The organism is Microbacterium sp. MPKO10 (assembly GCF_026107415.2).
Taxonomy (GTDB): Bacteria; Actinomycetota; Actinomycetes; order Actinomycetales; family Microbacteriaceae; genus Paramicrobacterium.
The window spans coordinates 356,529-380,688 of sequence record NZ_JAPCHX010000001.1; the positions used below are offsets into that span (position 1 = coordinate 356,529).

Genomic DNA, 24,160 nt, shown 5'->3' on the forward strand with positions numbered 1-24,160 from the left:
GTCAGGGAACTCAGCACCCGAAATTCTCGGGGCGCCAGATTCGCGGCCCGTGCGTCGTGCGTCGTGCGTCAGTATCGCGGGTCAGTACTGCCAGGGATACGGCGACCAGTCGGGGTCACGCTTCTCGAGGAACGAGTCGCGTCCCTCAACCGCCTCGTCCGTGCCGTAGGCGAGGCGCGTCGCCTCACCCGCGAAAACCTGCTGGCCCACGAGACCGTCATCGACGGCGTTGAACGCGAATTTCAGCATCCGGATCGCCGTCGGCGACTTGGTGAGGATCCGTCTGGCCCAACGCAGCGCCTCGATCTCGAGTTCGGCGTGCGGCACAACGGCATTGACCGCGCCCATCTCGTAGGCACGCTGCGCTGAGTAGTCGTCGGCCAGAAAGAACACCTCGCGGGCGAACTTCTGCCCGATCTGGCGCGCAAAGTACGCGGAGCCGTAGCCGGCGTCGAACGAGCCGACGTCAGCATCCGTCTGTTTGAATTTCGCTGTGTCGCTGGCGAGGGTGAGGTCGCAGACAACGTGCAGAGAGTGGCCGCCGCCGGCCGCCCACCCGGGGACGACGGCGATGACGACCTTTGGCATGAAGCGAATGAGTCGCTGCACCTCGAGAATGTGCAGACGCCCCGAGCGTGCCGGGTCGACGCCTTCCGATGTGTCGGCGTCCGAATACTTGTACCCGTCGCGGCCACGGATGCGCTGGTCGCCGCCCGAGCAGAACGCCCAGCCGCCGTCTTTCGGGCTCGGCCCGTTGCCCGTGAGCAGAACGACGCCGACCTTCGACGAGGTGCGCGCGTGATCCAGCGCCCGGTAGAGTTCGTCGACCGTGTGCGGGCGGAAGGCGTTGCGCACCTCGGGGCGGTCGAACCCGATGCGTGCCACGCGGCCGTCGTGGGTGTGGTGATAGGTGATGTCGGTGAGCTGCTCGAAGCCCGTCACCTGCTGCCACTCGGACTCGTCGAAGATCTCAGACACCGTCATGTCTCAATCGTAGCCACCAGCCACCAGCCACCAGCCACCAGCCACCAGCCACCAGCCACCAGCCACCAGCCACCAGCCACCAGCCAGGATGCTCCTCCATTCGGAAAAACCAGGTCATCTGCGGCGTGTCGTGGCCCGACACGCCGCATTCACACCGAATTTTCCGAATGCGTGCACTTCTCACGGGCCGCGAGCAGAATGGGGGCATGGCTACCGCGCTCCCCTCGCTCAACGAACTGCTCGCTTCAGCGCACGTCGTCTCGTTGCCGCTGACGACGCGGTTCCGCGGCATCACGCAGCGCGAGGCCGTGATCTTCGACGGCCCCGAGGGCGCCACCGAGTTGTCGCCGTTCACCGAGTACGAGGATGCTGAGGCGGCGACGTGGCTGCGCGCAGGCATCGCCTTCGGTTGGGGTGAGCTTCCGAAGCTGCGCCGTGACAGCATCCGGGTGAATGCGACGATGCCGGCGGTCGCCGTCGACCAGGTCGCGACGGTACTCGCCCGCTATGACGGCTGCCGCACTGTGAAGGTGAAGGTCGCCGAGCGCGGGCAGAGCCTTGACGACGATATTGCGCGGGTCGCCGAGGTGCGCCGCTTGATGGGGCCGGAGGGCCGAGTGCGCCTCGACGCGAACGGCGGCTGGAATGTCGACGAGGCCGAGCACGCCATCCGCTCGCTCGCGGAGTTCGACATCGAGTACGTCGAGCAGCCGTGCGCCACCGTCGACGAGCTGGCCGAGGTGCGTCGCCGCGTGAAGTACATGGGCATTCCGATCGCCGCCGATGAGAGCGTGCGCAAGGCCGACGACCCGCTTGCCGTGGCCCGAGCGGATGCTGCCGACCTACTGGTCGTCAAGGCGCAGCCGCTCGGCGGCATCCATCGCGCACTTGACATCGTGCACGAAGCGGGGCTGCCGGTCACCGTCTCGAGCGCCCTCGACACCTCCGTCGGCCTCGCACTCGGTGCGCACCTGGCCGCCGCTGTGCCGGAACTGCCGTACGACTGCGGGCTGGGAACGGCGTCGCTGCTCGCCGCCGACGTAACGGAGCAGCCGCTTCGGGCGCGAGACGGTGCGATCGACGTGCGTCGCGTCGATGTCTCAGAGCGGATGCTGCGCGATTACGCCGCGTCGCCCGACCGTGACGCGTGGTGGCGTGACCGCATCCGTCGCTGCTACGCGCTGCTGTAGCACGTATCCCCTCGGAGGTTTCTTCAACATACTGCTGCCTCGCCACCGCTACTGGGGCGACAGCGTACGATCATCCGAGCTGATCGCTCTCGTGACGAAAACCACGGACGGTCCTCGGTTTTCTGAGGGGTAGCCGCGGGTGCCGTGTGCGACACCAATCGTCGCTGGCCCTCAACCAGTCGGCCCAGCCACACCGCAATGAGGTTCTCCGCTGCGAGACTTCGCGCACACGGCAGGCCGCGTACTAGGCCGGAGTGCTGAAGGCCCAGAGTCCTCCAGGCGATGCCGGATTCTCAGACGCCGCTTGGGTCGTCCACAACGGGAATGCCTGCGGACTGCCGTTCGCACCGGGACCGGCAGTCACGGTTCCCTCACTGCGCCAAGTCCACACGCGACGGTCCAGAAGGATGCTCCCGTCTCCGGTCGAAAGCCAGTTCTCGGGAACCGTCCATTTTGACGAGAAGGGGATGCTGTCTCCAGCCTCGAGCGTGGTGGCTGCTGTTCCGATAGTGATCGTCTCGGTGCGGGTGTTTCCGAACCCATCGCTGATTCCATCGGTGTGTACCCAGCTGGCAACGTATCCGGGAGCGTTGACCGCCACGGGTGCAAACAATGTGGGGTTCGAGGCGCTTGCCTGCCCAGCCGGCGGCTTCGTGATCGAATCTTGGATGCCGTAAGGGACGTTGAACTCAATCGTGAACGGGCCGGAGATAGGGCTCGTTGTAGACGAGTTCGAGATCACCCAGTTATACGTGAAGTTGTTGGTGTTGGGATTGAGCGCACCCGGGCCTGGCACGAAATTTAGCGTTCCGTCAGCTACAACGGAGGCGGCGGCAGCAGGCGTGCTGACTGCGAGGGCGATCACCGGGGCCGACCAGGCCGCTGCCGTGAGGGTGGTGCGGCGACTGATCTTGGGGAGTGACTCAGTGCGCGACTCAGCGCTTGACTCGTGGTCATCAGAAGGGGCATCGAACATGGGCGTCCTTTCGCCGTTGCCCGATTTTCAGGCAGAGGGGCAATGCATTAGTTGTGAGATCTTGAGCGTTAATGCAAGCGCTTTCATCTAATTATGTCAATATCAGCGCGGGGTCGCGTTACAAGATCGTTGCTTTTGACCCGCCCACACCGCATGTACCCCAGCCATGAACCTTTGCCTCACCTCCCATTCCGCACACAACAGGCGTAAGTACATCGCATTTCTGTAAACGCTTGCATTAAATTCGTGGGCGCTCTACCGTAAGTGCCATCACCGCTCGCCTCGCGTGCGGTGCCCGCACAATGCAAAGGAGCACCATCATGAGTACCGTGCCGCCCCGCACACACACTCGATTAGGAGTGCGTCGCAGGCGATTACCCTGGGCCGCGCTCACCGTCGGACTTCTGATCGCTGGTCTTCTCATCGCGATCGTCCCACCGCAGAAAGCTCACGCCTCCGCTCCCGGACCAAAGGACGTGACAGCTGTCATGTTCTCGTGGACGTGGAATGCCATAGCCCGCGAATGCACGAACACGCTCGGACCCGCCGGATACGGCTATGTGCAAACGTCGCCTCCGCAGGAACACGTTCTCGGCAGCCAATGGTGGACCTACTATCAGCCTGTCAGCTACCGACTCGAGTCCCGGTTGGGAACAGAAGCCGAATTCGCGAACATGATCGACACGTGTAACGCCGCGGGGGTCGAGGTGATTGTGGATGCCGTCATCAACCACATGAGTGGCGACTCCGACGGCGGGACAGGCTGGGCGGGAAGCTCGTACGAGCACTATAGCTACCCCGGCCTATACAGCGACAATGATTTCCATGATTGCCGTCAGGACATCTCGAATTACCAGGATCGATACGACGTGCAGAACTGCAACCTGGTCAATCTTGCCGACCTCGATACCGGTTCACCGTACGTTCAGCAGACGATCGCTGACTACCTCAATCACCTCGTCGACCTGGGCGCGGCTGGCTTCCGTATCGACGCGGTGAAGCACATCGGCGCCGACGACATGCGCGGAATTATGTCGAGGGTCAAGAACAAAGACGATCTATACATTGTTCAAGAGGTGATCCGCGCCAACGAGCCGATTCAACCCGAGGAGTACCTTGGCATCGGTGATATTCACGAATTCGCTTATGCCCGCAAGCTCAAGGAAGCATTCGGCGGTGGGACGATTGACTGGCTGATCGAGGGGAAAGGCATTGGCGAAACCTGGGACGGTTTTCTGGACAGCTCTGATGCCGGAGTGTTTGTCGACAACCATGACACGGAGCGCAATGGCCAGACGCTGAGCTACAAGGACGGCGATGTCTATGACCTCGCACAGGTCTTCACGCTCGCGTGGAACTACGGCTCGCCGTCAATTCAGTCGGGCTTCGAGTTCAGCAACTTCGACGCCGGTCCTCCCCAGACAGCATCCGGAGAGGTCATTGACCCCACCTGCGGCTCGGGCTCCGTGTGGACCTGTGAGCACGCAGAGAACGAGATCACCAATATGGTCGGGTTCCGCGTAGAGACCTACGGCACCGACGTCACCAAGAAGTGGACGAACGGCAGCAGCGCTATCGCGTTCAGCCGCGGTGACAAGGGCACCGTGGCGATCAACCGGGGCGGCGGCGAACTGACTCGCACCTTCGAGACTGGGCTTCCTGACGGCACGTACTACAACGTCATTCAGGCGACGCACGACGGTGACAGTTGGTCCGGCGACACCATCACGGTCTCGGGTGGACAGTTCACGGCAACCGTTCCGTCGAATGGCGCCGTCGCGATCCACGCGGGTGCGAAAGCGGGCCAAGAGTGCGCAGACACTGCCGCGCCGACTTCCCCGACGGACGTCGAGGCGACAGCGGACGGCACGAACGTCACGGTGAGCTGGACAGCATCCACCGATGACTGCGCTGTTACGGGCTATACGATCACCCGCTCTGGCCCGGACGGAGAAACGACGCTGACTGCACCGGGATCGTCGACGTCCATCACCGATAGCGGACTCGATCCGAATGCCGAATACCAGTACACAGTCACCGCGACCGACGGCGCCAACACGTCGAAGCCGAGCAGTGCGGTATCCGTCACCACGGGTAAGCCGTCGCCGGCTGCCACCACCGAGGTCTTTTACCACGACAACGGCACCTGGAATGATTTCTACATTCACTACCAGGTCGGCGATGGCGAATGGACAACGGCGCCCGGTGAGAAGATGCAGAAGCGCTGCGACGGCTGGTACGGCGCAACGATCGACATCGGCACCGCCGATGGTCTAACGGCCGCGTTCACCAATGGCTCTGGCAGCTGGGACAACAACGGAGGCGAGGACTTTGCTCTGTCGTCAGGGGTGCAAGCGATCGCTGATGGTGCCATAACCAGTATTGACCCGTGCTCCGATGAGCCACCCGCCGGTGAAGACATGAAGGTCTTCTACAAGGCCGACAAGGAGTGGGATTCCTACTACGCTCACTACCGCGTCGGCGAGGGAGAATGGACGACCGTTCCAGGCATCCCGATGGAGCAGGCCTGCGACGGTTGGTACTCCCTCACCATCGACTCTGGTGCCACGGGAACCACCTTTGCATTCAACAATGGTGCCGGCCAGTGGGACAACAATGACTCAAAGAACTACGTCGTGAGCGGAAGCGTGGTGACCGTGGCATCCGGCTCCGTGTCCGGAACCGCACCGTGCGACCCGCCGTCGGCAGCACCGACAACCCCCGCGAACGTGTCCGTCACCGCCGATAACGGCGCCGTGACCGTGAGTTGGGACGCTTCAACGGCCGACTCCGGAATCGCGAAGTACACCGTGTCACGCACTGGGGGCGTTGACGGAACCGTTTCTGTCGATGTCGCTGATACGTCGTACGTTGACACGTCGGTGAGTGAAAGTACGACGTATGCATACAGCGTGACCGCGACGGCAGAAGACGGCAGCGTATCGCTGGCCTCAGATGCGGTCGAGATCACGACACCGGGCACGACGGGAGGAGACGACTCAGAGAAGCCGACCGCCCCGACGGGGCTGACCATCACAGCATCCGGTGACACTGTTCAACTCACCTGGAACCCCGCGACAGACAATGTCGGCGTTGCCGGGTATCGTGTGATCAAGGCGGGTGGTGGCGAAGCGACGCTCGGCATCATCACCGAGGCGACGGAGATCGGCTTCTTCAACCTCACGCCGGGGGAGGACTACCTCTTCAAAGTGCAGGCAATGGATGCTGCAGGGAACCTGTCCGGCTGGAGTGATGTGGTCTCGACGACGACGGGCGGAGACGATGACACCACGGCCCCGACTGCCCCCTCCCGGCTCGCAGCCACCGTCGACGGCACGTCTGTCACCCTGACATGGACACCATCGACGGACGACACCGCAGTGGCGTCGTACACGGTGCGCTCGAATGACGGCGACGCCATACAGAAGACGGACGCCACGAAGCCATCGCTCACACTCGACAACCTGACTGCGGGCGCGACGTACACATTCACGGTTCAAGCAATCGACAGTTCCGGAAATGCGTCAGCCTGGAGTGAGTCTGTGTCTGTCACCATCGAGGGCGAAACCGACCCGGGAACCCCCGGTGAGCCGACCGGTACCGACTACTCAGCGGGTTATTACCAGCAGAATCCAGAGGGGAATGTCGGAGCAGCCGCCGAGATCACGGTCGACGGCGATGCCTCAGAGTGGACACCAGCCATGGTGATCGCGCAGGGCGCCGCAAATGACGACCCGCGCATCTTTCGTGGCAGCCATGAAGGGCCGGTTTATGACCTGTACTCGCTCTCAAGTGCGTGGGACGACGACGCCCTCTATCTGATGTGGCAGTTCACCAACGTCACGGATGTCGTCGATCCCGGGCAGAGCTACCCGATCAGCGACAACGGAAAGCCGTACAACGGTGACATCCCGCAGGCGCTCGCGTTCGATGTGTCGGCCGAGGGCGGAGACGGTCTGATTGACGGCACGGAAGAGGGCGTATGGGGCATCCGCTCAATGTTCTCGAACGATGAGGTCGACCATCTCGCGATGTTCTCGAGCAAGCCGGGCGTGGGCGAGCCGGCGATGTTCTCACTCAACGCATCTGGTGCTTTCGACTACGAACCTGCGAACGCCGTCGGGTTCGACGAAGCGGCGATCTCATATGCCTATGGCGACGGATTCTACGGCACCTCGCTCATGGGGATCAACGCCAACGGATACGAGGGATACACGCCGGATGACCTCACTGACACGAGTGCATTCGTCGATTTTCTTGACACGGAACACGACACGATGCAAGACACCGTCTACGAGATGAAGATCCCGTTTGCGGCGCTGGGTACGTCACGGGGTGCTGTCGAAGCGAATGGCATCGGCGTGATGCTGCTCAGCACGTTCGGACAGTCGGCGATTGGATCTCTCCCGCAGGATCCGGCAATGCTCGATGTCGCCACTGAACCGTATTCAGCCGACGAGTCAACGTCTGCTGAGAAGGAGGATTGGGACCCGATCACGGCACAGTTCGCGCGCATCGGAGTGTAACCACACCCGACCGCAGTGGGCGGGACTCTGAGAGTCCCGCCCACCGTGTCGTCGACGTGAGAACGTATCAGCACCCTGAGGTCACCGCGCCTCACCCGTCATACGAGTTGAACTTCGCGGACTGCAGGTTGGCGAGCGCAACAGCTTGATCAACTGTGAACCACGAAGAACCGGTGCTTGACGACGAGATCTCCGAGTAGAGCAGCAGAGCGATCACCGCGTTGCCGCGCTGCATAAAGGTGAACCAGACAGTGCGATCGATTTTGTCTCCGCCATCGCTGGGCGTCACGACGGATCGAACCTGAAGCATCCGGCAGTCTGTTGCGCAGTGGGGGTCGATCTTTTCCGCAGTAACAGTGGTGCTCTCATCGAGCCCGAGAATCGTCGTAACGACGTCGCTCTCCAAACATCCACCGTTGTCGATGCCCTCGATGTACGCCTCGAAATCCTCCTTCGCGCCGCTCTCATCGCTATAGAGGAACACGCCCGTCTCACCGACATTGACCTCGTCTGTGCCGATGCTGTTCAGCATGATCTCAACGCTATGGTTCGAGAACGCCACGTCCGGCTGGTAGACGGCAAGGCATTCCTCCGGAACGCCGGGGAAGGACTCGTAGTCCGTCGACTCCGGCTCTCTCGTGTCGCCGTCCTCCTCAATCTCGGCAACGAACCCGTCGATCCCGGCCGTGTCTTCATCTGTGAGCCCGACTCCGCTGATGCCGTTGGTCGTCCAGGTCGGCGCCTGTGCGCAGCCGACGAGCATCCCCAAAGAGGCTGTGAGCGCGACAATCGCGAGTGCTTTACGCATGGTATTCCCTTCCGCGGTACCCCTCGGCGCCGCTTCAGCCCTCGTGGCGAGAGTCGATTATTCCGTCGGAGGCAGTGGCGGCCGCGGCGGCAGCACTTCTGTCGGGGAATCGCTGTCGGCTTCAGGAATCCGTTCGGTCACGGAGTCCGACATCGGAAGAGACTGGTCTGCCCCGTGGGGAGCGTCCTGCATCGCAGAGTCGTCAATCACAGCCGTCTGGGTGGGCAGTCCGCCGGCCGGAGCTTCTCCCTGCTGCGGCGAAACAGGCGACGCGGCATCGGGCGATGACGCTCCCGCAACGTAAGCGTCAGGTCCAGCCTGACCACCGTCATAGCTGAAGAGACCGCTGTTCGCGCCCGCTGCCGCCGCCTTCTTCTTCTGCCGGATCACCAGGACCACGACAGCAGCAACGAGCAGCAGCACGATCAGCACGATGACCCCGAGGGTGATGATGCCTCCGACATTCGGGCTGCTCGCATCGACGTGGAACTCTGGAGAGCTCGGGGAATCTTCAGACACCGCAATGACGTTGCCCGCGACCTTGGCGCCCTTGGGCAGATCGGAACTGTCTGCCACGCTCGCACCGCCGGGAAGGTCGACCCGGTAGGTGATCCCCTCTGCAACGCCCCCACTCAGCAGGTCACGGGGCAGAGCGACAACCATGCTCACCGAATACGATTTCGTAAACAGCGACGAGTCCGACTCGACAACGCTGTACTGCGACCCGGGAAGGTACTCACTCAGGCGCGCATTCAGGTCTGCAGCATCCTCGCCGGTCACTGTGATCGTGTAGGTGACGGCATCCTTACCCGCGTCGATGCTCAAGTCGGCGACCGTGGACGCGGGCTCGAGGAAGTCTTGCATTGCTGAGCCGACGAGGTCGGCGTTCTCGACGCTCAAGACGTAGTCGATGGTGAGCGTGTTCTCTCCCGACGGAGCAGCGGATGCTGCAGCAAGAACTGATTCAAACTGAACGCGGTGATCGAAGACGACGGGGTCATGACTGATCGGCATCGACCAGCCGTCTTCCCCAGCACTTCCGCCGTTGTCGCCCTGCCAGCCCTTCGGCAGGATCAAGTTCGACGTGACCTCGGCGTCCTCGTTGCAGATCTGCCCGCAGTCGATGAAGTCGATCACCGACGTGTGGAACATTGTGGGGTCGTCGCCATCGGTCTCGCTCGACACGGCAAAGTCCGTCAATTCAGAGTTCAGCGCCGTGTTCGTGTATTCGATGAGCTGCTCTTCGTCTTTGGCGGAGAACTCGATCGTCCAGACGGTGGATGCCTCGTCCGGCTCTGTCAGGGTGCCGTCCTTCGGCGTTGCCTTTGTGAAGAACTCGTCGTAGGCATCCGTGTCACGAGCGTACGTCTCGCGCGACAGATCATACGAGATCGTCCGCACGTAGCTGCCCGTGCCGACACCCTCCGTCGTGACGTTCAGATCACGGATGCCGTAATCGGCGATGTCCGTGTATTCGATCTTCGCCGACGTATCGTGCCCGACCCCATCGATTTCGACAACGGTCTTCCCGATCTCGGTCAGGTCGTCCTTGTCGTCGTCATCGACGATCCCGGTCTCCACCATGGCCTCGACGAGCCACTGCAGAAGATCCTGAGACGTGAAGTTCTCGTTCACGCTGACGCCCTCGCGGAACGCCGAGTCGGCGACGACGATCTCGATCTCGGTCTCGATGTCTGTGACCCCACCGGCTCCGAGGATGCCGATGACCTTGTCTTCGTAATCCTTCTGCGAGTCGAACTCGATGGCGAACGAAAAGACGGCGGCGCCATCACTGCCGGCCTTCTGCCCGCCGTATGTCATTCCGTCGGGAAGGTTCTCTGTGATGGCCGTGTCGATCGCGTCGGCGCCGCCTTTCACCTTCTCAAGATCGTCAGCTTCAACGGTCGCGGTGATCGCACGCGACCCGCTGCCGTCTGCGTTGATCACAAGTGTCGTGTCCAGGACAGCACCGCAAGCGGTGAGCACGAAGGCGACCGACAACGCCATCAGCGCGAAGAGTCCGCGCTTCCACCGTGCAAAGCTCGTTCGGTCGTCACGGCGCGACTGCGCAATTGCACCACTCAACTCTGGAATCCCCCCATGGATGTGTCGCTGTGTCCCCCCACGTGTGACACAAGCGCGTCACGACATTATCACAGCTTATTCATAGGGTCGGAGCGTGTGACGGCACGGCGATGGTAGGCGCCCTCCCGCGTTCATTTATTCGGAAAAAACGACGACATTGCGGCGTGTCGTGCGCCGACACGCCGCAATCACGCCGAAAGTTCCGAACGGCTGAACCGCTCAGGGCACCGAGGCAGCCGTGCGCGCGTGAACCGGTGATCGATGCTGAAATCGACCGGTAACGATTCAGGGGGCAACCTCCGCGCGTGAAGAGATGGGAGCGGGGACGGCCGAACGGGAGCCAACTCACTGCACCAGCTGACTTACAGCCCCGAATCGCTTGAGACCAGGAGTAGCCGAGCGCCTCGAGGCGCTTAAAGCAGTAGTAGCTTAGAGCCCCGAGTAGCTGTGCAGACCGTTGAAGAAGATGTTCACCACAGTGAAGTTGAAGATCACCGTTCCGAAGCCGATGATCGCCAGCCAAGCGGCACGGCTTCCGCGCCAGCCCTTCGTGGCACGGGCGTGGATGTAGCCGGCGTAGATCACCCAGATGATGAACGTCCAGACTTCCTTGGTGTCCCAGCCCCAGTAGCGGCCCCACGCCGCCTCGGCCCAGATCGAGCCCGCGATCAGCGTGAAGGTCCACAGCACGAAGCCGACAATCACCGTGCGGTAGGCCAGGTTCTCAAGCCGGTGGGCTGTCGGGAACGTGGCCATGAACTTCAGCTTCAGATCCCCGATCGCCGCTCCGCGTGCCTCGGTCCGCGCCTGGATCAGCTGCAGCACGCTCAGCGCGCAGCCCAGCGCGAGGAACCCCATCGCGGTGGTGGCGAGGAAGACGTGGATCACCAGCCATGCCGACTGCAGCGCCGGGGGCAGCGGAGCGACCTCAACATAGAAGTTGATGGTGCCCATGCAGAGCAGCGACACCACGAGAAGCGAGATGAATGTGCCGAGGTAGCGCAGGTCGACCTTGATGTTCACAACGAGGAACACGGCGACAACGAGCATCGTTCCCGTCATGACGAACTCGTAGAGGTTGGCCCACGGCACGCGCTCGGCGGCGATCCCGCGCGTCACGTCAGCGGCGACGTGCAGCAGGAATCCGAGCACCATGAGCGCCATCGCCGAACGCAGCGATGGCGAGCGCTTCGCCGTCACCTGTGGTGCACTGTCGTCGCGCTTCTTCGCAGCGGGACGCGTCTTGACGGCCACGCCGCCACCCGCTTCAGCCGTAACCTCGGACCGGGCCTCTGACGCCGCGACAGCCGACGATACCGCGTGCGACGCGTCGTTCACCTCGGCGCTGCGGCGTCCCAAGTCGAGCGCGAAGGCGATCAGGGCAAGCGCGTAAAGCGCTGTCGCCGACCACAGGGCCAGCAGCGAGAACGAGTTGAGATCCACCATGTCAGGTTACTCCTTCGATCCGTGCGTCTTTTTGGCGCGCACGGTGCGCACCAGTAACGCGATCAGACGCCACCCCACCAGCACAAGGCCGAGAACGAGTGTGGCGACGATGATGAACGGCAGCGCGGTGCCTTGGCCGGATGCTGCGCGCAGCAGCATCCCGCCCGCCACCGTGATGATCCACAGTGGGATGCCGGTGCGCACGACCTTCATCGGACGTCGCCACGCGAGCGTGACCACCCAGCCGACGGCGAGCGCGGCGAGGAACGGCCACCAGGTGCTCCAGATACCCGCCGGGTCAAGCGCCTCGGCGTGACTGGAGCGCCCCGAGAGCGCGAAGGCGAGCGTCAGGACGACGTCGATGGCTGCAGCGACGATAATCATTCGCGGTCCACACCCAGTTCTGTGCCGTGACGATAGGCGATTCCCTCGACAGCATCCGCGAGCCCTGGATCCTCGCCGCGGGCAAGCCCGGCGTACTCGATGCGCACCGTGCCGTCGTCGTTGTCGTACGCCTTCACCCAGACGCGGCGGCGCGGCACGAAGAGCGATGTGAGGAGACCGAGCAGCACGAACACCACACCGATCGCGACGCCGAGCTGCGTCTTGTCGCTGTGAATGTCGAACGAGGCGAAGCGGTGGACCGAACCGGCGAAGCTGCCTTTCTGCGGGTTCTCGTTGACGAACTCGATGGTGCCGAGGCCGTTGGGAAGCTCGGTGCTCTGCCCTGGCATGAGCTCGATCGAGTCCACGCCGGTGTCGCCCCCGGTGAGGGGTTTCATGCCGTCGACGTCGAGCGCATACACGGACTTCGGGACGCCGCCGTCAATGCCGAGGTCTCCCGTGTACACGTTGAGCGTCAAGAGCGGGTACTCCAGGCCGGGATACGTGGAGGTGTAGGCACCGGACTCGAGCGGGTAGGCCGTGGGATAGAAGAAGCCGACCATGCCGACCTGCTTTGTGAGACCGTCTGGCACCTTGACCACGCCGACCGACGTGAGCGTCGACGGATCCTGCGGGAGGAAGGGCACGGAGTCGGTGAACACGACGTTGCCGTCTGGGTCTTTCACCGTGATGGTCGGCGCGTAGCCGTTGCCCAGCAGGTAGATGTCTGTTCCTCCGAGGCGCAACGGGTCATTCACCTTGATCGACGAGTCGGTTTCGCCGCCGCCAGGGGTCTTGGTGGTGACCTTCGCGTCGAAGTCGATCGCCTGCCCGTAGGCGTTGAGATTCTCGGTCTCGTACGTCACATCGAATTCGTCGAGAGTCAGCGCGTACGGCGAAAGCTGCGCCGGGTCGAAGAAGCGCCCGGGGCTGAACGAGTCGTAGTCGCCCAGCACGTTGACGAAAGACTGCCCTTCAACGACGACGCGCTGGCCCGTGTAGCCAAAGCCTCCGCCGATGCCGACGACGAGCAGGATCAGCAGGAGTGCCGAGTGGAAGACGAGGTTGCCGGTCTCGCGAAGGTAGCCACGCTCGGCAGAGACGGAAATGCTCGCGGGGCTCGTGCGCGTGGCGGGTGCCTCGTACAGTTCGACGCGGTACTTGGATTTTTTCAGCAGGTCGCGTGCGGAGGACACGGCGGCAGCAGCATCCGCTTTCACACCATCATCGGCGCCGTACGTGACCTCGCTGTAGTCGCTGAGCCTGCTCAGCCGTATGGGCGTGCGCGGTGGGCGGGCACGCAGAGCACCGATGTGATGCGTGACGCGGGGGATGACGCAGCCGATGAGCGAGAGGAACAGCAGAATGTAGACGGCTGAGAACCATGCGGATGTGAAGACGTCGAACATCTGCACTTTGTCGAGCACGGGTGCGAGATCCGGATGCTCGGTGAAGTACTGCGTCACTCCGTTGGGGTCGCTCGAGCGCTGGGGGACGAGCGATCCGGGGATCGCCGCGATCGCAAGCAGCAGCAAAAGCAGAAGCGCGGTGCGCATGCTCGTCAGCTGCCGCCACATCCAACGCAGCCAGCCGACGACGCCGAGCTTAGGCTGAGTGAGGGGTCGTTCGACGTCGGGACGGTCGTCGCGTCCGTCAGTGTAATCAGATGGCCGGGACAAAGTTCGGCATCACCCCCGCAAGAAGACTGATCAGAGACGTCCAGATTCCCGTGACCATGAGCAGACCGATCACGATGAGCAGGATGCCGCCGACGATGTTGATGGCACGGATGTGACGGCGCAGGAACGTGACGCTCTTCGTCGCCCACGTGGCACCGACGGCCATGATGATGAACGGGATGCCGAGGCCGAGGCAGTACACGAAGCTGAGAAGCGCTCCGCGCCACGGGGAGGCCGAGCCGAAGCTGAGCGACTGGATCGCCACGAGGGTCGGGCCGACACACGGTGCCCAGCCGATGCCGAAGACGATGCCGAGCAGTGGCGCACCGAGAAGCCCCGTCCTGGGCGTCCACGTGGGCCGGAATGTGCGCTGCAGGAACGTCACCTGGCCGATGAACACCAGGCCCATGATGATGACGAGGGCGCCGAGGATCTGCGTGATGAGCGGACCATAAGCGACAAGCCAGCGACCGAGGCCGCCGAAGGCGAAGCCGTACGCGGTGAAGATCGCCGAGAACCCCGCGATGAAGAGCACGACCCCGAGCAGCAGGCGAGCGCGGTCGCGCGTGGCGGCCTTGGCACCCTTCTGCGCCGTGGCAGCGCCACCGACGTACGCGAGATAGCCGGGCACGAGCGGAAGCACGCACGGCGACGCAAACGAGACGAGTCCGGCCAGCGCGGCGATGGGAATGGCGAGCAGCAGCTGCCCGCTGATCACGATGTCTCCCGGATTCACGACCATCACTCCGCGACGGCGTCTTCGACGAGCGTCGACAGGATGGACGCGTCGGGAAGTGCCCCGAGAATCCGCGCCGAGACCCGGCCCTGTTTGTCCAGCACGATCGTCGTGGGCACGCTGTTGGGCGGCACGGTGTCGGCGAACGCGAGCTTCACGCTGCCCGTGTTCACGTCGATGATCGACGGGTAGCTGACGTCATACGTTGTGTTGAACGAGGCGGCGGTCCCTGCCTGGTCGCGCAGATTCACGCCGATGAATGCCACATCGTCGCCCGCGTACTCGTCGTACACGTCGTCAAGAATCGGGGCCTCGGCACGGCAGGGAGCGCAGGAGGCGTACCAGAAGTTGACGACGACGACCTGGCCGTCGAAGTCGTCCGAAGAGACCTCGTCGCCAGACTCCGTCGTTCCGGTGAACTCAACGGCGTCGCCCCGATCGTCCTCGGCGATCTCCATGACGGAGCCGTCGCCGGCGATGTAGCCCTTCCCGCTTCCCTCTTTGTACTGTTCGGCGAGGGGGTCCTCGGAGCAGCCTGCGACCAGCAGCACCGTGGCAAGCGCGGCGGCTGCGGCCGACAGCATCCGTGTCGTGCGTCGTGATCGCGTCATACCGCGCCCACGTCGACGGCACCGGCGGTCAACAGAAGCGCTGGCTCGGCGTACTCCACCTCGGCGAACCGCTTGCCCGTGTGCTCGAGCGTCGTGATGCTGGAGAGCGAACAACGTCGCTTGCGCGGGTCGTGGTGCAGCGGAATGCCCAGGATGCCGGAATGTGCCATCCAGATCGGAAGCTGGTGGCTCACCAGCACGACGTCGCCTGACTCGGTTGTCTGCCAGGCCTCGTCGATCGCGGCGAGCATCCGGGCGACGATGTCAGCGTAGGGCTCGCCCCAGCTGGGCTTGCGCGGGTTGCGTACGGCGTACCAGTTGCGCGGGTTGCGCAGAGCACGGCTCATGCGCATGCCCTCGAAGTAGTTGCTCGGCTCGATGAGTCGTGCGTCGTTCTCAATGGGCACGTCGAACGCTGAGGCGAGAGGAGCAGCCGATTCCTGGGTGCGCTGGAGCGGTGAGGCGATGATCCGCGTGACGGGCCTGTCGCGCTCGACGAGGGCATCCGCCGCGGCCTCGGCCATGCGGCGCCCACGGTCCGAAAGCCCGAAACCGGGTATGCGGCCGTACAGCACATGCGAGGGATTATGCACCTCGCCGTGGCGGACGAGGTGGATCTGGGAGGCTACCACGGCCCTTAGTCTACGTTCTGTAGAGCTAAGAATCTGCCGAGAGGTCGCACGACCCGGCGGCACCGGAGCCCCGAGGGGGCACGTAGACTAGTCGAATGCCTCGGGAGGGGCTCGCCTGCGCGCAGCATCCCCCCTCTTCACCTGCGGAAAGGACGCTTTCGTGCTTCGCACCCACAACGCCGGAACCCTCGGACTCGAGCAGCTGGACGAGACCGTCACTCTCGCCGGCTGGGTCGACCGTCGCCGTGATCACGGTGGAGTCGCATTCATCGATCTGCGCGATGCGTCGGGTATCGCCCAGGTCGTGATCCGCGATGAGGACGTTGCCCATCCTCTGCGCTCGGAGTTCGTGCTGCAGGTGACGGGCACCGTGCAGAAGCGCCCCGAGGGCAACGCGAACGACAACCTTTCGACGGGGCAGATCGAGGTCATCGCCGACACGGTCACGGTGCTGAGCGAGTCGGCGGCCCTGCCGTTCCAGGTGTCGACGGCACTCGACGGCACCGAGACGATCGGCGAGGAAGCCCGTCTCAAGCACCGCTATCTTGACCTGCGCCGCCCGGAGCCCGCTCGTGCGCTCCGTCTGCGCGCAAAGGCGAACAAGGCCGCACGTGATGTTCTCGATGACCTGGACTTCGTCGAGGTCGAGACGCCGACGCTCACGCGCTCGACGCCCGAGGGCGCCCGCGACTTCGTCGTCCCCGCGCGGCTGAGCCCCGGCTCGTGGTATGCGCTGCCGCAGTCACCCCAGCTGTTCAAGCAGCTGCTCATGGTGGCCGGGATGGAACGCTATTACCAGATTGCCCGCTGCTACCGCGACGAGGATTTCCGCGCCGACCGCCAGCCCGAGTTCACACAGCTCGACGTCGAGATGAGCTTCGCCGACCAGAACGACATCATCGAGATCGGCGAGCGCGTGGTCTCAGCGCTGTGGCAGCTCATCGGCTACACGATCCCCACGCCGATCCCGCACATGACCTACGCCGAGGCAATGCAGAAGTACGGCAGCGACAAGCCCGACCTGCGCTTCGGCCTCGAGATCACCGAGCTCACCGAGTACTTCGCCGGCACGAGCTTCCGCGTCTTCCAGAACCCCTACGTCGGAGCGATCGTCTTCCCCGGCGGTGCGTCGACACCCCGCCGCGGCTTCGACGCCTGGCAGGAGTGGGCACGCGGGCGCGGAGCAAAGGGCCTGGCGTACGTCACGATCGGCGAGGACGGCACTCTTGGCGGCCCCGTCGCCAAGAACCTCAGCGATGCTGAGCGAGACGGGCTCGCGGATGCTGTCGGCGCGCAGCCCGGCGACGCGATCTTCTTCGCCGCCGGCACTCCGCGTGAATCACGCGCGCTTCTCGGTGCCGCCCGACTCGAGGTCGGCCGCGCCGCAGATCTCATCGATGAAAACGCCTGGGCATTTGTCTGGGTCGTCGACGCCCCCATGTTCGAGTCGGCAGATGACGCTGTGGCCTCGGGAGATGTCGCGGTCGGCTCCGGCCGGTGGACGGCCGTACACCACGCGTTCACGGCGCCGAAGCCCGAGTACCGCGACACGTTCGACACCGATCCCGAGAGTGCGCTGTCGTACGCGTACGACATCGTCTGCAACGGAAACGAGATTGGTGGCGGTTCGATCCGCATCCACGAGCGTGACGTGCAGGAGCGAGTCTTCAGCGTGATGGGGCTCGATCAGGAGAGCGCGCGCACCAAGTTCGGCTTTCTGCTTGACGCCTTCGCGTTCGGCACGCCGCCGCACGGCGGGATCGCGTTCGGCTGGGACCGCATCGTCGCCCTGCTCACCGGTTCCGAGTCGATCCGCGAGGTCATCGCCTTCCCGAAGACCGGCAACGGCTTCGACCCGCTGACGCAGGCGCCCGCGCCAATCACGGCGCAGCAGCGCAAGGAAGCCGGCGTCGACGCGAAGCCTCAGGAGCGCGTGGCGGAGTAGGCAGTGTGGTCACCGCGGCGGTGACCTCTACAATTCAATGTCGATGGATGCTCGCTGAGCGACGACGCTGCGGATGTACGCTGCGATCTCGGCGTGCTCGGGGTGCACCTGGTAAGCCTTGAGCGCCGACACGTCATCGTGCACCGACACGAGCGCCAGGTCGTAGTTGACGTCGTCGAAGGCGGCGTTGCGCTTCACCTCGAGTGACTGGATGCCGGCGACACGACCGATGAGACCTTCGAGCCGCGTCGCGATCTGGGCCGCGGCATCCTCTTTCGCCGCCTCGTCGTCACCGGCGAGCGTCCACATCACGATGTGCTTGATTGCCATGTCTCCCCCTTCAGGATTCTCTTCTGCTCGCGTCACCCGTTCGCCGTGAGCGCCTCGGCCAGTCGACGCTCATCGACCCGCCAGAACGTGTGCTGCTCACCGTCGATGAGCACAACGGGGATCTGCTCCCAGTACTGCTGATACAGGGCGTCGTCATCCAGAATTGACTTCTCGTCGACGGTGACTGCGGCGTCGGCCCCCAGTCCGTCCACGACACGAGCGATGACGTCCCGTGCGTCATCGCAGAGGTGACAGCCCGGTTTTCCCAGAAGCGTGACGGTGTGGCTCATGCTCCCAGCCTACGTGCCCGCTCAGGCCCGGGCGGCAACCGCTGGACACACCAAAAAGCGCCAGGACTCGTAAGCCTGGCGCTTCGGTGTAGTCAGTGGTGACTACTTCTTGTTGCGACGCTGGTGGCGCGTCTTGCGAAGAAGCTTGCGGTGCTTCTTCTTCGCCATGCGCTTGCGACGCTTCTTGATCACTGAACCCACGAAAACCTCACAAAAGTATTGGGTCTGGCCGCGCGTGCCGCGGCCGGCATAAAAAGGCCTCGGGCTAGTTTACCCGAATTTCGGACGCACTGGTGTCACGCGGTGTCTGCGACGCCTCGTGTGATCGCGTCGGCGATGGCCGATTCTGGAACACGGAACGAGCGGCCGAAGCGGATCGCGGGCAATTCTCCCGCGTGAACCATACGGTAGACGGTCATCTTCGAGACCCGCATCATGTCGGCGACCTCGGCAACGGTCAGGAACCGGACGTCGTCAAAATCTTTCGCCACATCGGCCCCCTTTCGTCACGTTTGTCACACGTCTGACACCCACACTACTGAGGAACGTGAGTAGTTGTCGAGTCACATTCACCGGCGCACCTCAGCAACTTGACCCTTCAGGGCCGGATGCTGCCGCGTTCAGCCGATCCGACGAAACTCCTCGAGCGAGAAAAGCACTTCCACCGACACCTCGAAATATGCGGCGATCTTCAGAGCGAGATAGAGACTGGGACTGTATTCGCCCCGCTCAAGATACCCGATCGTCTGATAGTGCACACCGAGAGCCTCAGCGAGGTCTCGTCGCGAGACGTGTCGCTCGGCGCGCAGCACCGCAATACGGTTATGTACCGTCTCGGCCATCCGGAGTTACACTCCCCACTGCTGCTGCACATCTCTGCGGCGCGCGGCGAGCGTGGAGCCTGATTCGCGCCGGGCCATTCGCCCGAGAAGCTTCGGCGCCAAAGCGAGGCACACGATTGCCCACGCCGCGAGCACGATGAATACCCATTCGAGCCGCCACGACCCACCGATTTCGACGGCCGCCATCGAGTCGGGCAGAAGTGACGCCCGCAGCCCAAGGCCGTACCAGTACAGCGGAAACGCCTGCGCAATCCCCTGCAGCCACCCCGGGAGGGCGACGATTGGGTAGAAGATCCCCGAGATTCCGACGAGCACCATGACGGGCATCATCACGAATCCCATGAACTTCGGGTTGGAGACGAGCGCACCCAGAACCGAGCCGATCGCCAGCGTCGAGATCAGCCCGAGGATGAGAACCGAGGCGAACAGCAGCCACCGCAGCGGTGACGCAAACTCCAGACCGTCAAACAGTGCAAGGCCGACGATCAGCATGAGGAGCGCCGAGACGACTGTTGAGATCAGGTTTGCCGTGATCTCTCCGACGAGATATCCCGTTGTGCCGCCCGGCACCGACTTCGAGCGCAGGAGCGTGCCGTTGGTGCGATCCATCGAGAGGACACCGACGATTCCCATCACTCCGCTGAAGAGCACGCCCATGGCGATCACGCCGGGCAGCCCCATCGACCCCAGATCCACAGCGGCACTTTCGAAAGTCCCCTGTGAGAGAAAGATCAGGGCAACGACCATCAGCACCATCATGACGATCGTGCCGACGATCTCGCTTGGCGTCGTCAGTTGAATGCGCGCCGAGATCAGCCCCCGCCGAAGTCCTGCGCGGTACACGTTTACGGTCGGATTGCTTCGCGGCGTTCGCCGCGTGATCTCCGTCATTTGACGACCTCCTCGAAGTGCGTCTGCCCGACGTCGTGGCCCGCTTCGAACTTCTCGACGAGCGAGAGGTAGGCGTCTTCGAGCGTTGCGCGCCGAATCTCCAGATCGGTGACGTCGTCGTTGTGCGCGAGCAGCTCGCGGACGAACTGCGTGGAGTCTTCGGCCGTGTGCAGCTGATGCTGTCCGTTTTCCTGCCAACTGATCTCTGCCGTACGCGACACCGATTTCGTCAGCTCGAAGGGTGTGCCATCGGCGATGATGCCGCCGCCCGCGAGAATGACGATGCGACTCGCGAGGGCTTCGGCCTCGGCAAGGTCGTGCGTTGTCAGCATGATCGTGATGTCTCCGATGTCGCTCAGACGATGAATGAGCTCATGGAAGTCGCGTCGTGCGCGCGGATCGAATCCGGTCGTCGGCTCGTCGAGGAACAGCAGAGAGGGCTTTCCAACGATCGCCATCGCGACGTCAAGACGACGTCGCTGACCGCCGGAGAGTGTCTGCAGTTTCTGATTCGCCTGCTCCTGCAAGCCGACCATCTCCAGAAGCTCGTCGACTGGCCACGGGTCGACGTAGGGCTCGTAGAAGTCCGACAGGTGCGTCAGCAGCTGGCGTGGCCGCCACTTGCCGTGGTCGGACGACGTCTGCAACACGATGCCGATCTGCGACCGCCATCCGTCGTCGCCGTGCACCGGGTCGCTCCCCAGCACCGAGACGCTGCCGGACGAGGGCGTGCGAAATCCCTCGAGAATCTCGATGGTTGTGCTCTTGCCCGCTCCGTTCGGCCCGAGCATGGCGACGATCTCATACTCGTGAATATCCAGCTGGATGCCGTCAAGCACGGTTTTATCGCCGTAGCTCATGCGCAGATCGGACACGGAGATCACGGGTGTGCGCGATGGGGGCGCGCTGTGTGGTGTCATTGCATACCTCGTCCTGTTTCCCGTACAGAATGTAGCACATATACTACATATGTGGAACGCAATCAGGCACGATTATCCGTCGACCACACAGCCGGGGAACGCACGAGCCGCACCGACTCCGACAGCGCTCAAGTGCGAGTGGCTGCTACTCCGCCGACCGGCCGAACCGTTTGCCCATCGCCGTCACAGCGCTTGAGACGCGCTTTCGGGTGCCAGCCGCGACGTGCCCGATGGCGTCAGCGACCTGTCGGGCCTGCTCGGGAAGGTGAGCCTCGATCTCCCTCTTGAGATCCTGCTCACTGAACTCGACGCTCAAGAACGGGATGAGCCAGTCTTCGACAGTCTCAAGCGGCTCACTGTCAAGCGAGTAGTAACGGTGCTGCCCCTCCTCGCGGACCTCGACGAGTCCCGCCTCACGCAGCACCTTGAGATGCTTCGAGACCGTGGGCTGACTGAGCCCGAGTCCGGCAACGATCTCTGAGACGCTCGTACCGCGCGCGGCGCCGCTCTCGTCAAGGGAGTGACGGTCACGAAGGACGCGCAGAATGTCCCGTCTCGTGCCGTCTGCGATAACGTCAAAGATGTCGGCCATGTATCAAGGGTAGTGAGTCCCGCCTCGGAGTACCATTGCGAGTCGTATAGCCCTTCGTTCAAGTGAGGTTCCATGGCACGCAGAAGCCGCGCCTCTGCGTCACCCCTCGCCCACACGGCGGTCGGTCGGCTGCGGGAGCGCCTGAACAGTTTCACAACGCGTTCTCCCTCTCGATTCGCGATCCTCGTGTTCGGGTCCCTCATCGTGCTGTTCACCGTACTGTTCATGCTGCCTGCTGCATCCGCCAGCCGCGAATGGACCCCCGTCGCCGATGCGTTCTTCACGGCAATGTCGACAATCTGTGTCACGGGTCTCTCGACCGTCGACATGGCGACGCATTGGTCGCTCTTCGGCGACATCCTCGTCGTGCTGGGTGTGCAGATCGGCGCTGTCGGCGTGCTGACCCTCGCGTCGATACTCGGCATGGTGATTTCACGGCGGCTCGGGCTGAGAGCGAAGCTTGTGGCAGCATCCGACAGCAACCCGCTGCGCGTGCACCACGGCCCCGTCGCCGAAGGACAGGCGGTGCGACTTGGCGACATCGGCAATCTGCTCCTCACCGTTGTCGTCAGCCTGCTCGCGATCGAGGCCGGCCTAGCCGTCCTGCTGTTCGTCCGCATGATCATCGACGGCATCGCGTGGGGCGAGGCAGCGCTGCACAGCGTGTACTACTCGGCGATGGCCTTCACCAACACCGGCTTCACCCCGAATGAACTCGGCCTTGAGCGTTTCGCGAACGACATGTGGTTCCTCAGCATCCTGCTCATCGGCGTCTTTCTGGGCTCCATCGGCTTTCCCGTGATCTTCGCGCTCAAACGGCACCTGCGGCGTCCGCGCCAGTGGTCACTGCACGTCAAGCTCACGCTCGTGACGACGCTCATCCTGCTCGTCGTCGGGGCTGTCGGCATCGTCGCCCTCGAGTTCGACAACCCCGAGACGTTCGGCACGATGAACGCGGGAGATACGGTGTTTCAATCGATCTTCCTCTCGATGATGTCGCGTTCGGGTGGGTTCGCCACGATCGACATCTCCCAGCTCAATGGCTCGAGCCACCTCGTGCTCGACATGCTCATGTTCGTCGGCGGCGGCTCGGCATCCACCGCGGGCGGCATCAAAGTGACAACACTCGCCGTCCTCGTGTTGGCGGCCTTTGCCGAGGCGCGCGGACGCCAGGAGATCACGGCATTCAGCCGCCGCATTCCGAGCGACGTCATCCGCGTGGCCATCTCGGTGTTTTTCTGGGCGGCGACAATCGTCGCGCTCTCGTGCATCATCCTGATGCAGATTACGAAGGAGCCGCTCGACCGCGTGGTATTCGACGTGATCTCGGGATTCGGCACCGTGGGCCTGTCGACTGGTCTTACCGAGACCCTTCCCGATGCCGGAAAATTCGTGCTCGCCCTCACGATGTTTATGGGGCGCGTTGGTACAGTGACCTTGGCTGCAGCCGTCGCCTCGACAAGCAACGGCCGCTTGTATCGTCACCCCGAAGAGAGGCCCATCGTTGGTTGACCGCATCAAGCACGACGCACCCGTTCTGATCATCGGTCTCGGGCGCTTTGGGGCCGCGTGTGCCGGAGAGCTCGACAGGCTCGACCGCGAGGTTCTCGCGATCGACGGCGATGACGGACTCGTGCAGAAGTGGGCCGACCGCATCACCCATACCGTGCAGGCCGACGCGCGCAACATCGAGGCGCTCAAGCAGATCGGTGCCGGAGATTTCTCGGTGGCCGTGGTCGCTGTCGGGTCATCGATCGAAGCGTCGGTGCTCATTACGGCGAACCTGGTCGACCTCAAGATTCCGCAGATCTGGGCGAAGGCCGTCTCAAAGTCCCACGGAAAGATTCTCACGCGCGTCGGTGCTAACCACGTCATCTACCCCGAGGCTGAAGCCGGCGAGCGCGTAGCGCACCTCGTGAATGGGCGGATGCTGGATTTCATCCAGTTCGACGACGACTTCGCCCTCGTCAAGATGTATCCGCCACGCCCGATCCGCGGCAAGAATCTCACCGAGTCCGGCGTGCGCACCAAGCACCACGTGACCGTCGTCGGAGTGAAATCCCCGGGGAAGCCGTTCACGTACGCAACGGCGGAGACCGTGGTGACCGACCACGATCTGATCATCGTGTCGGGGTCATCCGGCGACATCGAGCGCTTCTCGTCACTCAGCTGATCGCGCGATCCGACTCAGCGTTCCGTCACAGCGCGCGGCCGTCGGGCGGCACCGACCGTTTCGCTGGAAAGCGCTTACTGGCATAGTGGGTGATGACGCCCACGTCCGACAGGAGGCACA

23 protein-coding genes are annotated in these 24,160 nt (G+C 63.4%); 5 read left to right on the plus strand and 18 right to left on the minus strand.

Annotated features, from left to right (window positions below):
• Window positions 1-81: 81 nt before the first annotated feature.
• A complete protein-coding gene (locus OK352_RS01680) occupies window positions 82-984 on the minus strand; it encodes a 1,4-dihydroxy-2-naphthoyl-CoA synthase (RefSeq protein WP_265139654.1) in 903 nt (300 codons plus the stop codon).
• A 206-nt stretch (window positions 985-1,190) separates the two neighbouring features.
• Between OK352_RS01680 and OK352_RS01685 the strand changes: the two genes are divergently transcribed.
• A complete protein-coding gene (locus tag OK352_RS01685; RefSeq protein WP_265139655.1) occupies window positions 1,191-2,174 on the plus strand; it encodes an o-succinylbenzoate synthase in 984 nt (327 codons plus the stop codon).
• Window positions 2,175-2,418: 244 nt separating this feature from the next.
• Here OK352_RS01685 and OK352_RS01690 read toward each other — a convergent pair whose 3' ends face one another.
• The gene (locus tag OK352_RS01690; protein WP_265139656.1) at window positions 2,419-3,150 is read right to left on the minus strand and encodes a hypothetical protein; all 732 of its coding nucleotides are present in this window, start codon (window positions 3,148-3,150) and stop codon (window positions 2,419-2,421) included.
• A gap of 320 nt (window positions 3,151-3,470) precedes the next feature.
• On the opposite strand from OK352_RS01690, the gene OK352_RS01695 reads away from it, so the two are divergent.
• The gene (locus tag OK352_RS01695) at window positions 3,471-7,676 is read left to right on the plus strand and encodes a fibronectin type III domain-containing protein (protein WP_265139657.1); all 4,206 of its coding nucleotides are present in this window, start codon (window positions 3,471-3,473) and stop codon (window positions 7,674-7,676) included.
• Window positions 7,677-7,767: 91 nt separating this feature from the next.
• On the opposite strand, the gene OK352_RS01700 is transcribed toward OK352_RS01695, so the two are convergent.
• The 8 genes from OK352_RS01700 to OK352_RS01735 all read right to left on the minus strand — a co-directional run bounded on the left by OK352_RS01700 (window position 7,768) and on the right by OK352_RS01735 (window position 16,057).
• On the minus strand, window positions 7,768-8,484 hold the full coding sequence (locus OK352_RS01700; protein ID WP_265139658.1) for a hypothetical protein: 717 nt from the start codon (window positions 8,482-8,484) through the stop codon (window positions 7,768-7,770).
• Window positions 8,485-8,541: 57 nt separating this feature from the next.
• The gene (locus OK352_RS01705; RefSeq protein ID WP_265139659.1) at window positions 8,542-10,569 is read right to left on the minus strand and encodes a hypothetical protein; all 2,028 of its coding nucleotides are present in this window, start codon (window positions 10,567-10,569) and stop codon (window positions 8,542-8,544) included.
• Window positions 10,570-10,998: 429 nt separating this feature from the next.
• Window positions 10,999-12,015 (minus strand): c-type cytochrome biogenesis protein CcsB, encoded by a 1,017-nt coding sequence (ccsB, locus tag OK352_RS01710; protein ID WP_265139660.1) that lies wholly within the window; start codon window positions 12,013-12,015, stop codon window positions 10,999-11,001.
• A gap of 6 nt (window positions 12,016-12,021) precedes the next feature.
• Window positions 12,022-12,399, minus strand: coding sequence for a DUF3054 domain-containing protein (locus OK352_RS01715; protein WP_265139661.1), 378 nt, complete (start codon window positions 12,397-12,399; stop codon window positions 12,022-12,024).
• Window positions 12,396-14,078 carry a cytochrome c biogenesis protein ResB gene (locus OK352_RS01720; protein WP_265139662.1) on the minus strand — a complete coding sequence of 561 codons (1,683 nt, stop codon included), beginning with the start codon at window positions 14,076-14,078 and terminating at the stop codon, window positions 12,396-12,398. Before OK352_RS01720 ends, OK352_RS01715 begins: the two co-directional genes overlap by 4 nt.
• Window positions 14,062-14,820: a cytochrome c biogenesis CcdA family protein gene (locus tag OK352_RS01725; protein WP_265139663.1), complete on the minus strand. Its 759-nt coding sequence runs from the start codon at window positions 14,818-14,820 to the stop codon at window positions 14,062-14,064. Before OK352_RS01725 ends, OK352_RS01720 begins: the two co-directional genes overlap by 17 nt.
• Window positions 14,820-15,425, minus strand: coding sequence for a TlpA family protein disulfide reductase (locus tag OK352_RS01730; RefSeq protein WP_265139664.1), 606 nt, complete (start codon window positions 15,423-15,425; stop codon window positions 14,820-14,822). Before OK352_RS01730 ends, OK352_RS01725 begins: the two co-directional genes overlap by 1 nt.
• A complete protein-coding gene (locus OK352_RS01735; RefSeq protein ID WP_265139665.1) occupies window positions 15,422-16,057 on the minus strand; it encodes a histidine phosphatase family protein in 636 nt (211 codons plus the stop codon). The genes OK352_RS01730 and OK352_RS01735 overlap by 4 nt, the downstream gene beginning before the upstream one ends.
• A gap of 160 nt (window positions 16,058-16,217) precedes the next feature.
• On the opposite strand from OK352_RS01735, the gene aspS reads away from it, so the two are divergent.
• Window positions 16,218-18,002 (plus strand): aspartate--tRNA ligase, encoded by a 1,785-nt coding sequence (gene aspS / locus OK352_RS01740; protein ID WP_265139666.1) that lies wholly within the window; start codon window positions 16,218-16,220, stop codon window positions 18,000-18,002.
• Between the two features lie 27 nt (window positions 18,003-18,029).
• Here the strand turns inward: aspS and OK352_RS01745 are convergent, their stop codons facing one another.
• The 8 genes from OK352_RS01745 to OK352_RS01780 all read right to left on the minus strand — a co-directional run bounded on the left by OK352_RS01745 (window position 18,030) and on the right by OK352_RS01780 (window position 21,867).
• A complete protein-coding gene (locus OK352_RS01745) occupies window positions 18,030-18,332 on the minus strand; it encodes a Dabb family protein (RefSeq protein ID WP_265139667.1) in 303 nt (100 codons plus the stop codon).
• Window positions 18,333-18,364: 32 nt separating this feature from the next.
• On the minus strand, window positions 18,365-18,622 hold the full coding sequence (locus tag OK352_RS01750; protein WP_265139668.1) for a glutaredoxin family protein: 258 nt from the start codon (window positions 18,620-18,622) through the stop codon (window positions 18,365-18,367).
• Window positions 18,623-18,724: 102 nt separating this feature from the next.
• Window positions 18,725-18,823 (minus strand): 30S ribosomal protein bS22, encoded by a 99-nt coding sequence (locus OK352_RS01755; RefSeq protein ID WP_003792170.1) that lies wholly within the window; start codon window positions 18,821-18,823, stop codon window positions 18,725-18,727.
• A 95-nt stretch (window positions 18,824-18,918) separates the two neighbouring features.
• The gene (locus OK352_RS01760; protein ID WP_265139671.1) at window positions 18,919-19,113 is read right to left on the minus strand and encodes a helix-turn-helix domain-containing protein; all 195 of its coding nucleotides are present in this window, start codon (window positions 19,111-19,113) and stop codon (window positions 18,919-18,921) included.
• 129 nt (window positions 19,114-19,242) lie between these two features.
• Window positions 19,243-19,464, minus strand: coding sequence for a helix-turn-helix transcriptional regulator (locus OK352_RS01765; protein WP_265139672.1), 222 nt, complete (start codon window positions 19,462-19,464; stop codon window positions 19,243-19,245).
• Window positions 19,465-19,470: 6 nt separating this feature from the next.
• Complete coding sequence (locus tag OK352_RS01770; RefSeq protein WP_265139673.1) at window positions 19,471-20,355, minus strand: ABC transporter permease; 885 nt, start codon at window positions 20,353-20,355, stop codon at window positions 19,471-19,473.
• Entirely contained in the window at window positions 20,352-21,275 is a 924-nt protein-coding gene (locus OK352_RS01775; protein ID WP_265139674.1) for an ABC transporter ATP-binding protein, read from the minus strand. The genes OK352_RS01770 and OK352_RS01775 overlap by 4 nt, the downstream gene beginning before the upstream one ends.
• A 145-nt stretch (window positions 21,276-21,420) precedes the next feature.
• On the minus strand, window positions 21,421-21,867 hold the full coding sequence (locus tag OK352_RS01780) for an ArsR/SmtB family transcription factor (protein ID WP_265139675.1): 447 nt from the start codon (window positions 21,865-21,867) through the stop codon (window positions 21,421-21,423).
• Window positions 21,868-21,939: 72 nt separating this feature from the next.
• Here OK352_RS01780 and OK352_RS01785 point away from each other — a divergent pair, with 72 nt between their 5' ends.
• On the plus strand, window positions 21,940-23,379 hold the full coding sequence (locus OK352_RS01785; protein WP_265139676.1) for a TrkH family potassium uptake protein: 1,440 nt from the start codon (window positions 21,940-21,942) through the stop codon (window positions 23,377-23,379).
• Window positions 23,372-24,040, plus strand: a complete 669-nt coding sequence (locus tag OK352_RS01790) for a potassium channel family protein (RefSeq protein WP_265139677.1) — start codon at window positions 23,372-23,374, stop codon at window positions 24,038-24,040. Before OK352_RS01785 ends, OK352_RS01790 begins: the two co-directional genes overlap by 8 nt.
• Window positions 24,041-24,160: the final 120 nt, after the last annotated feature.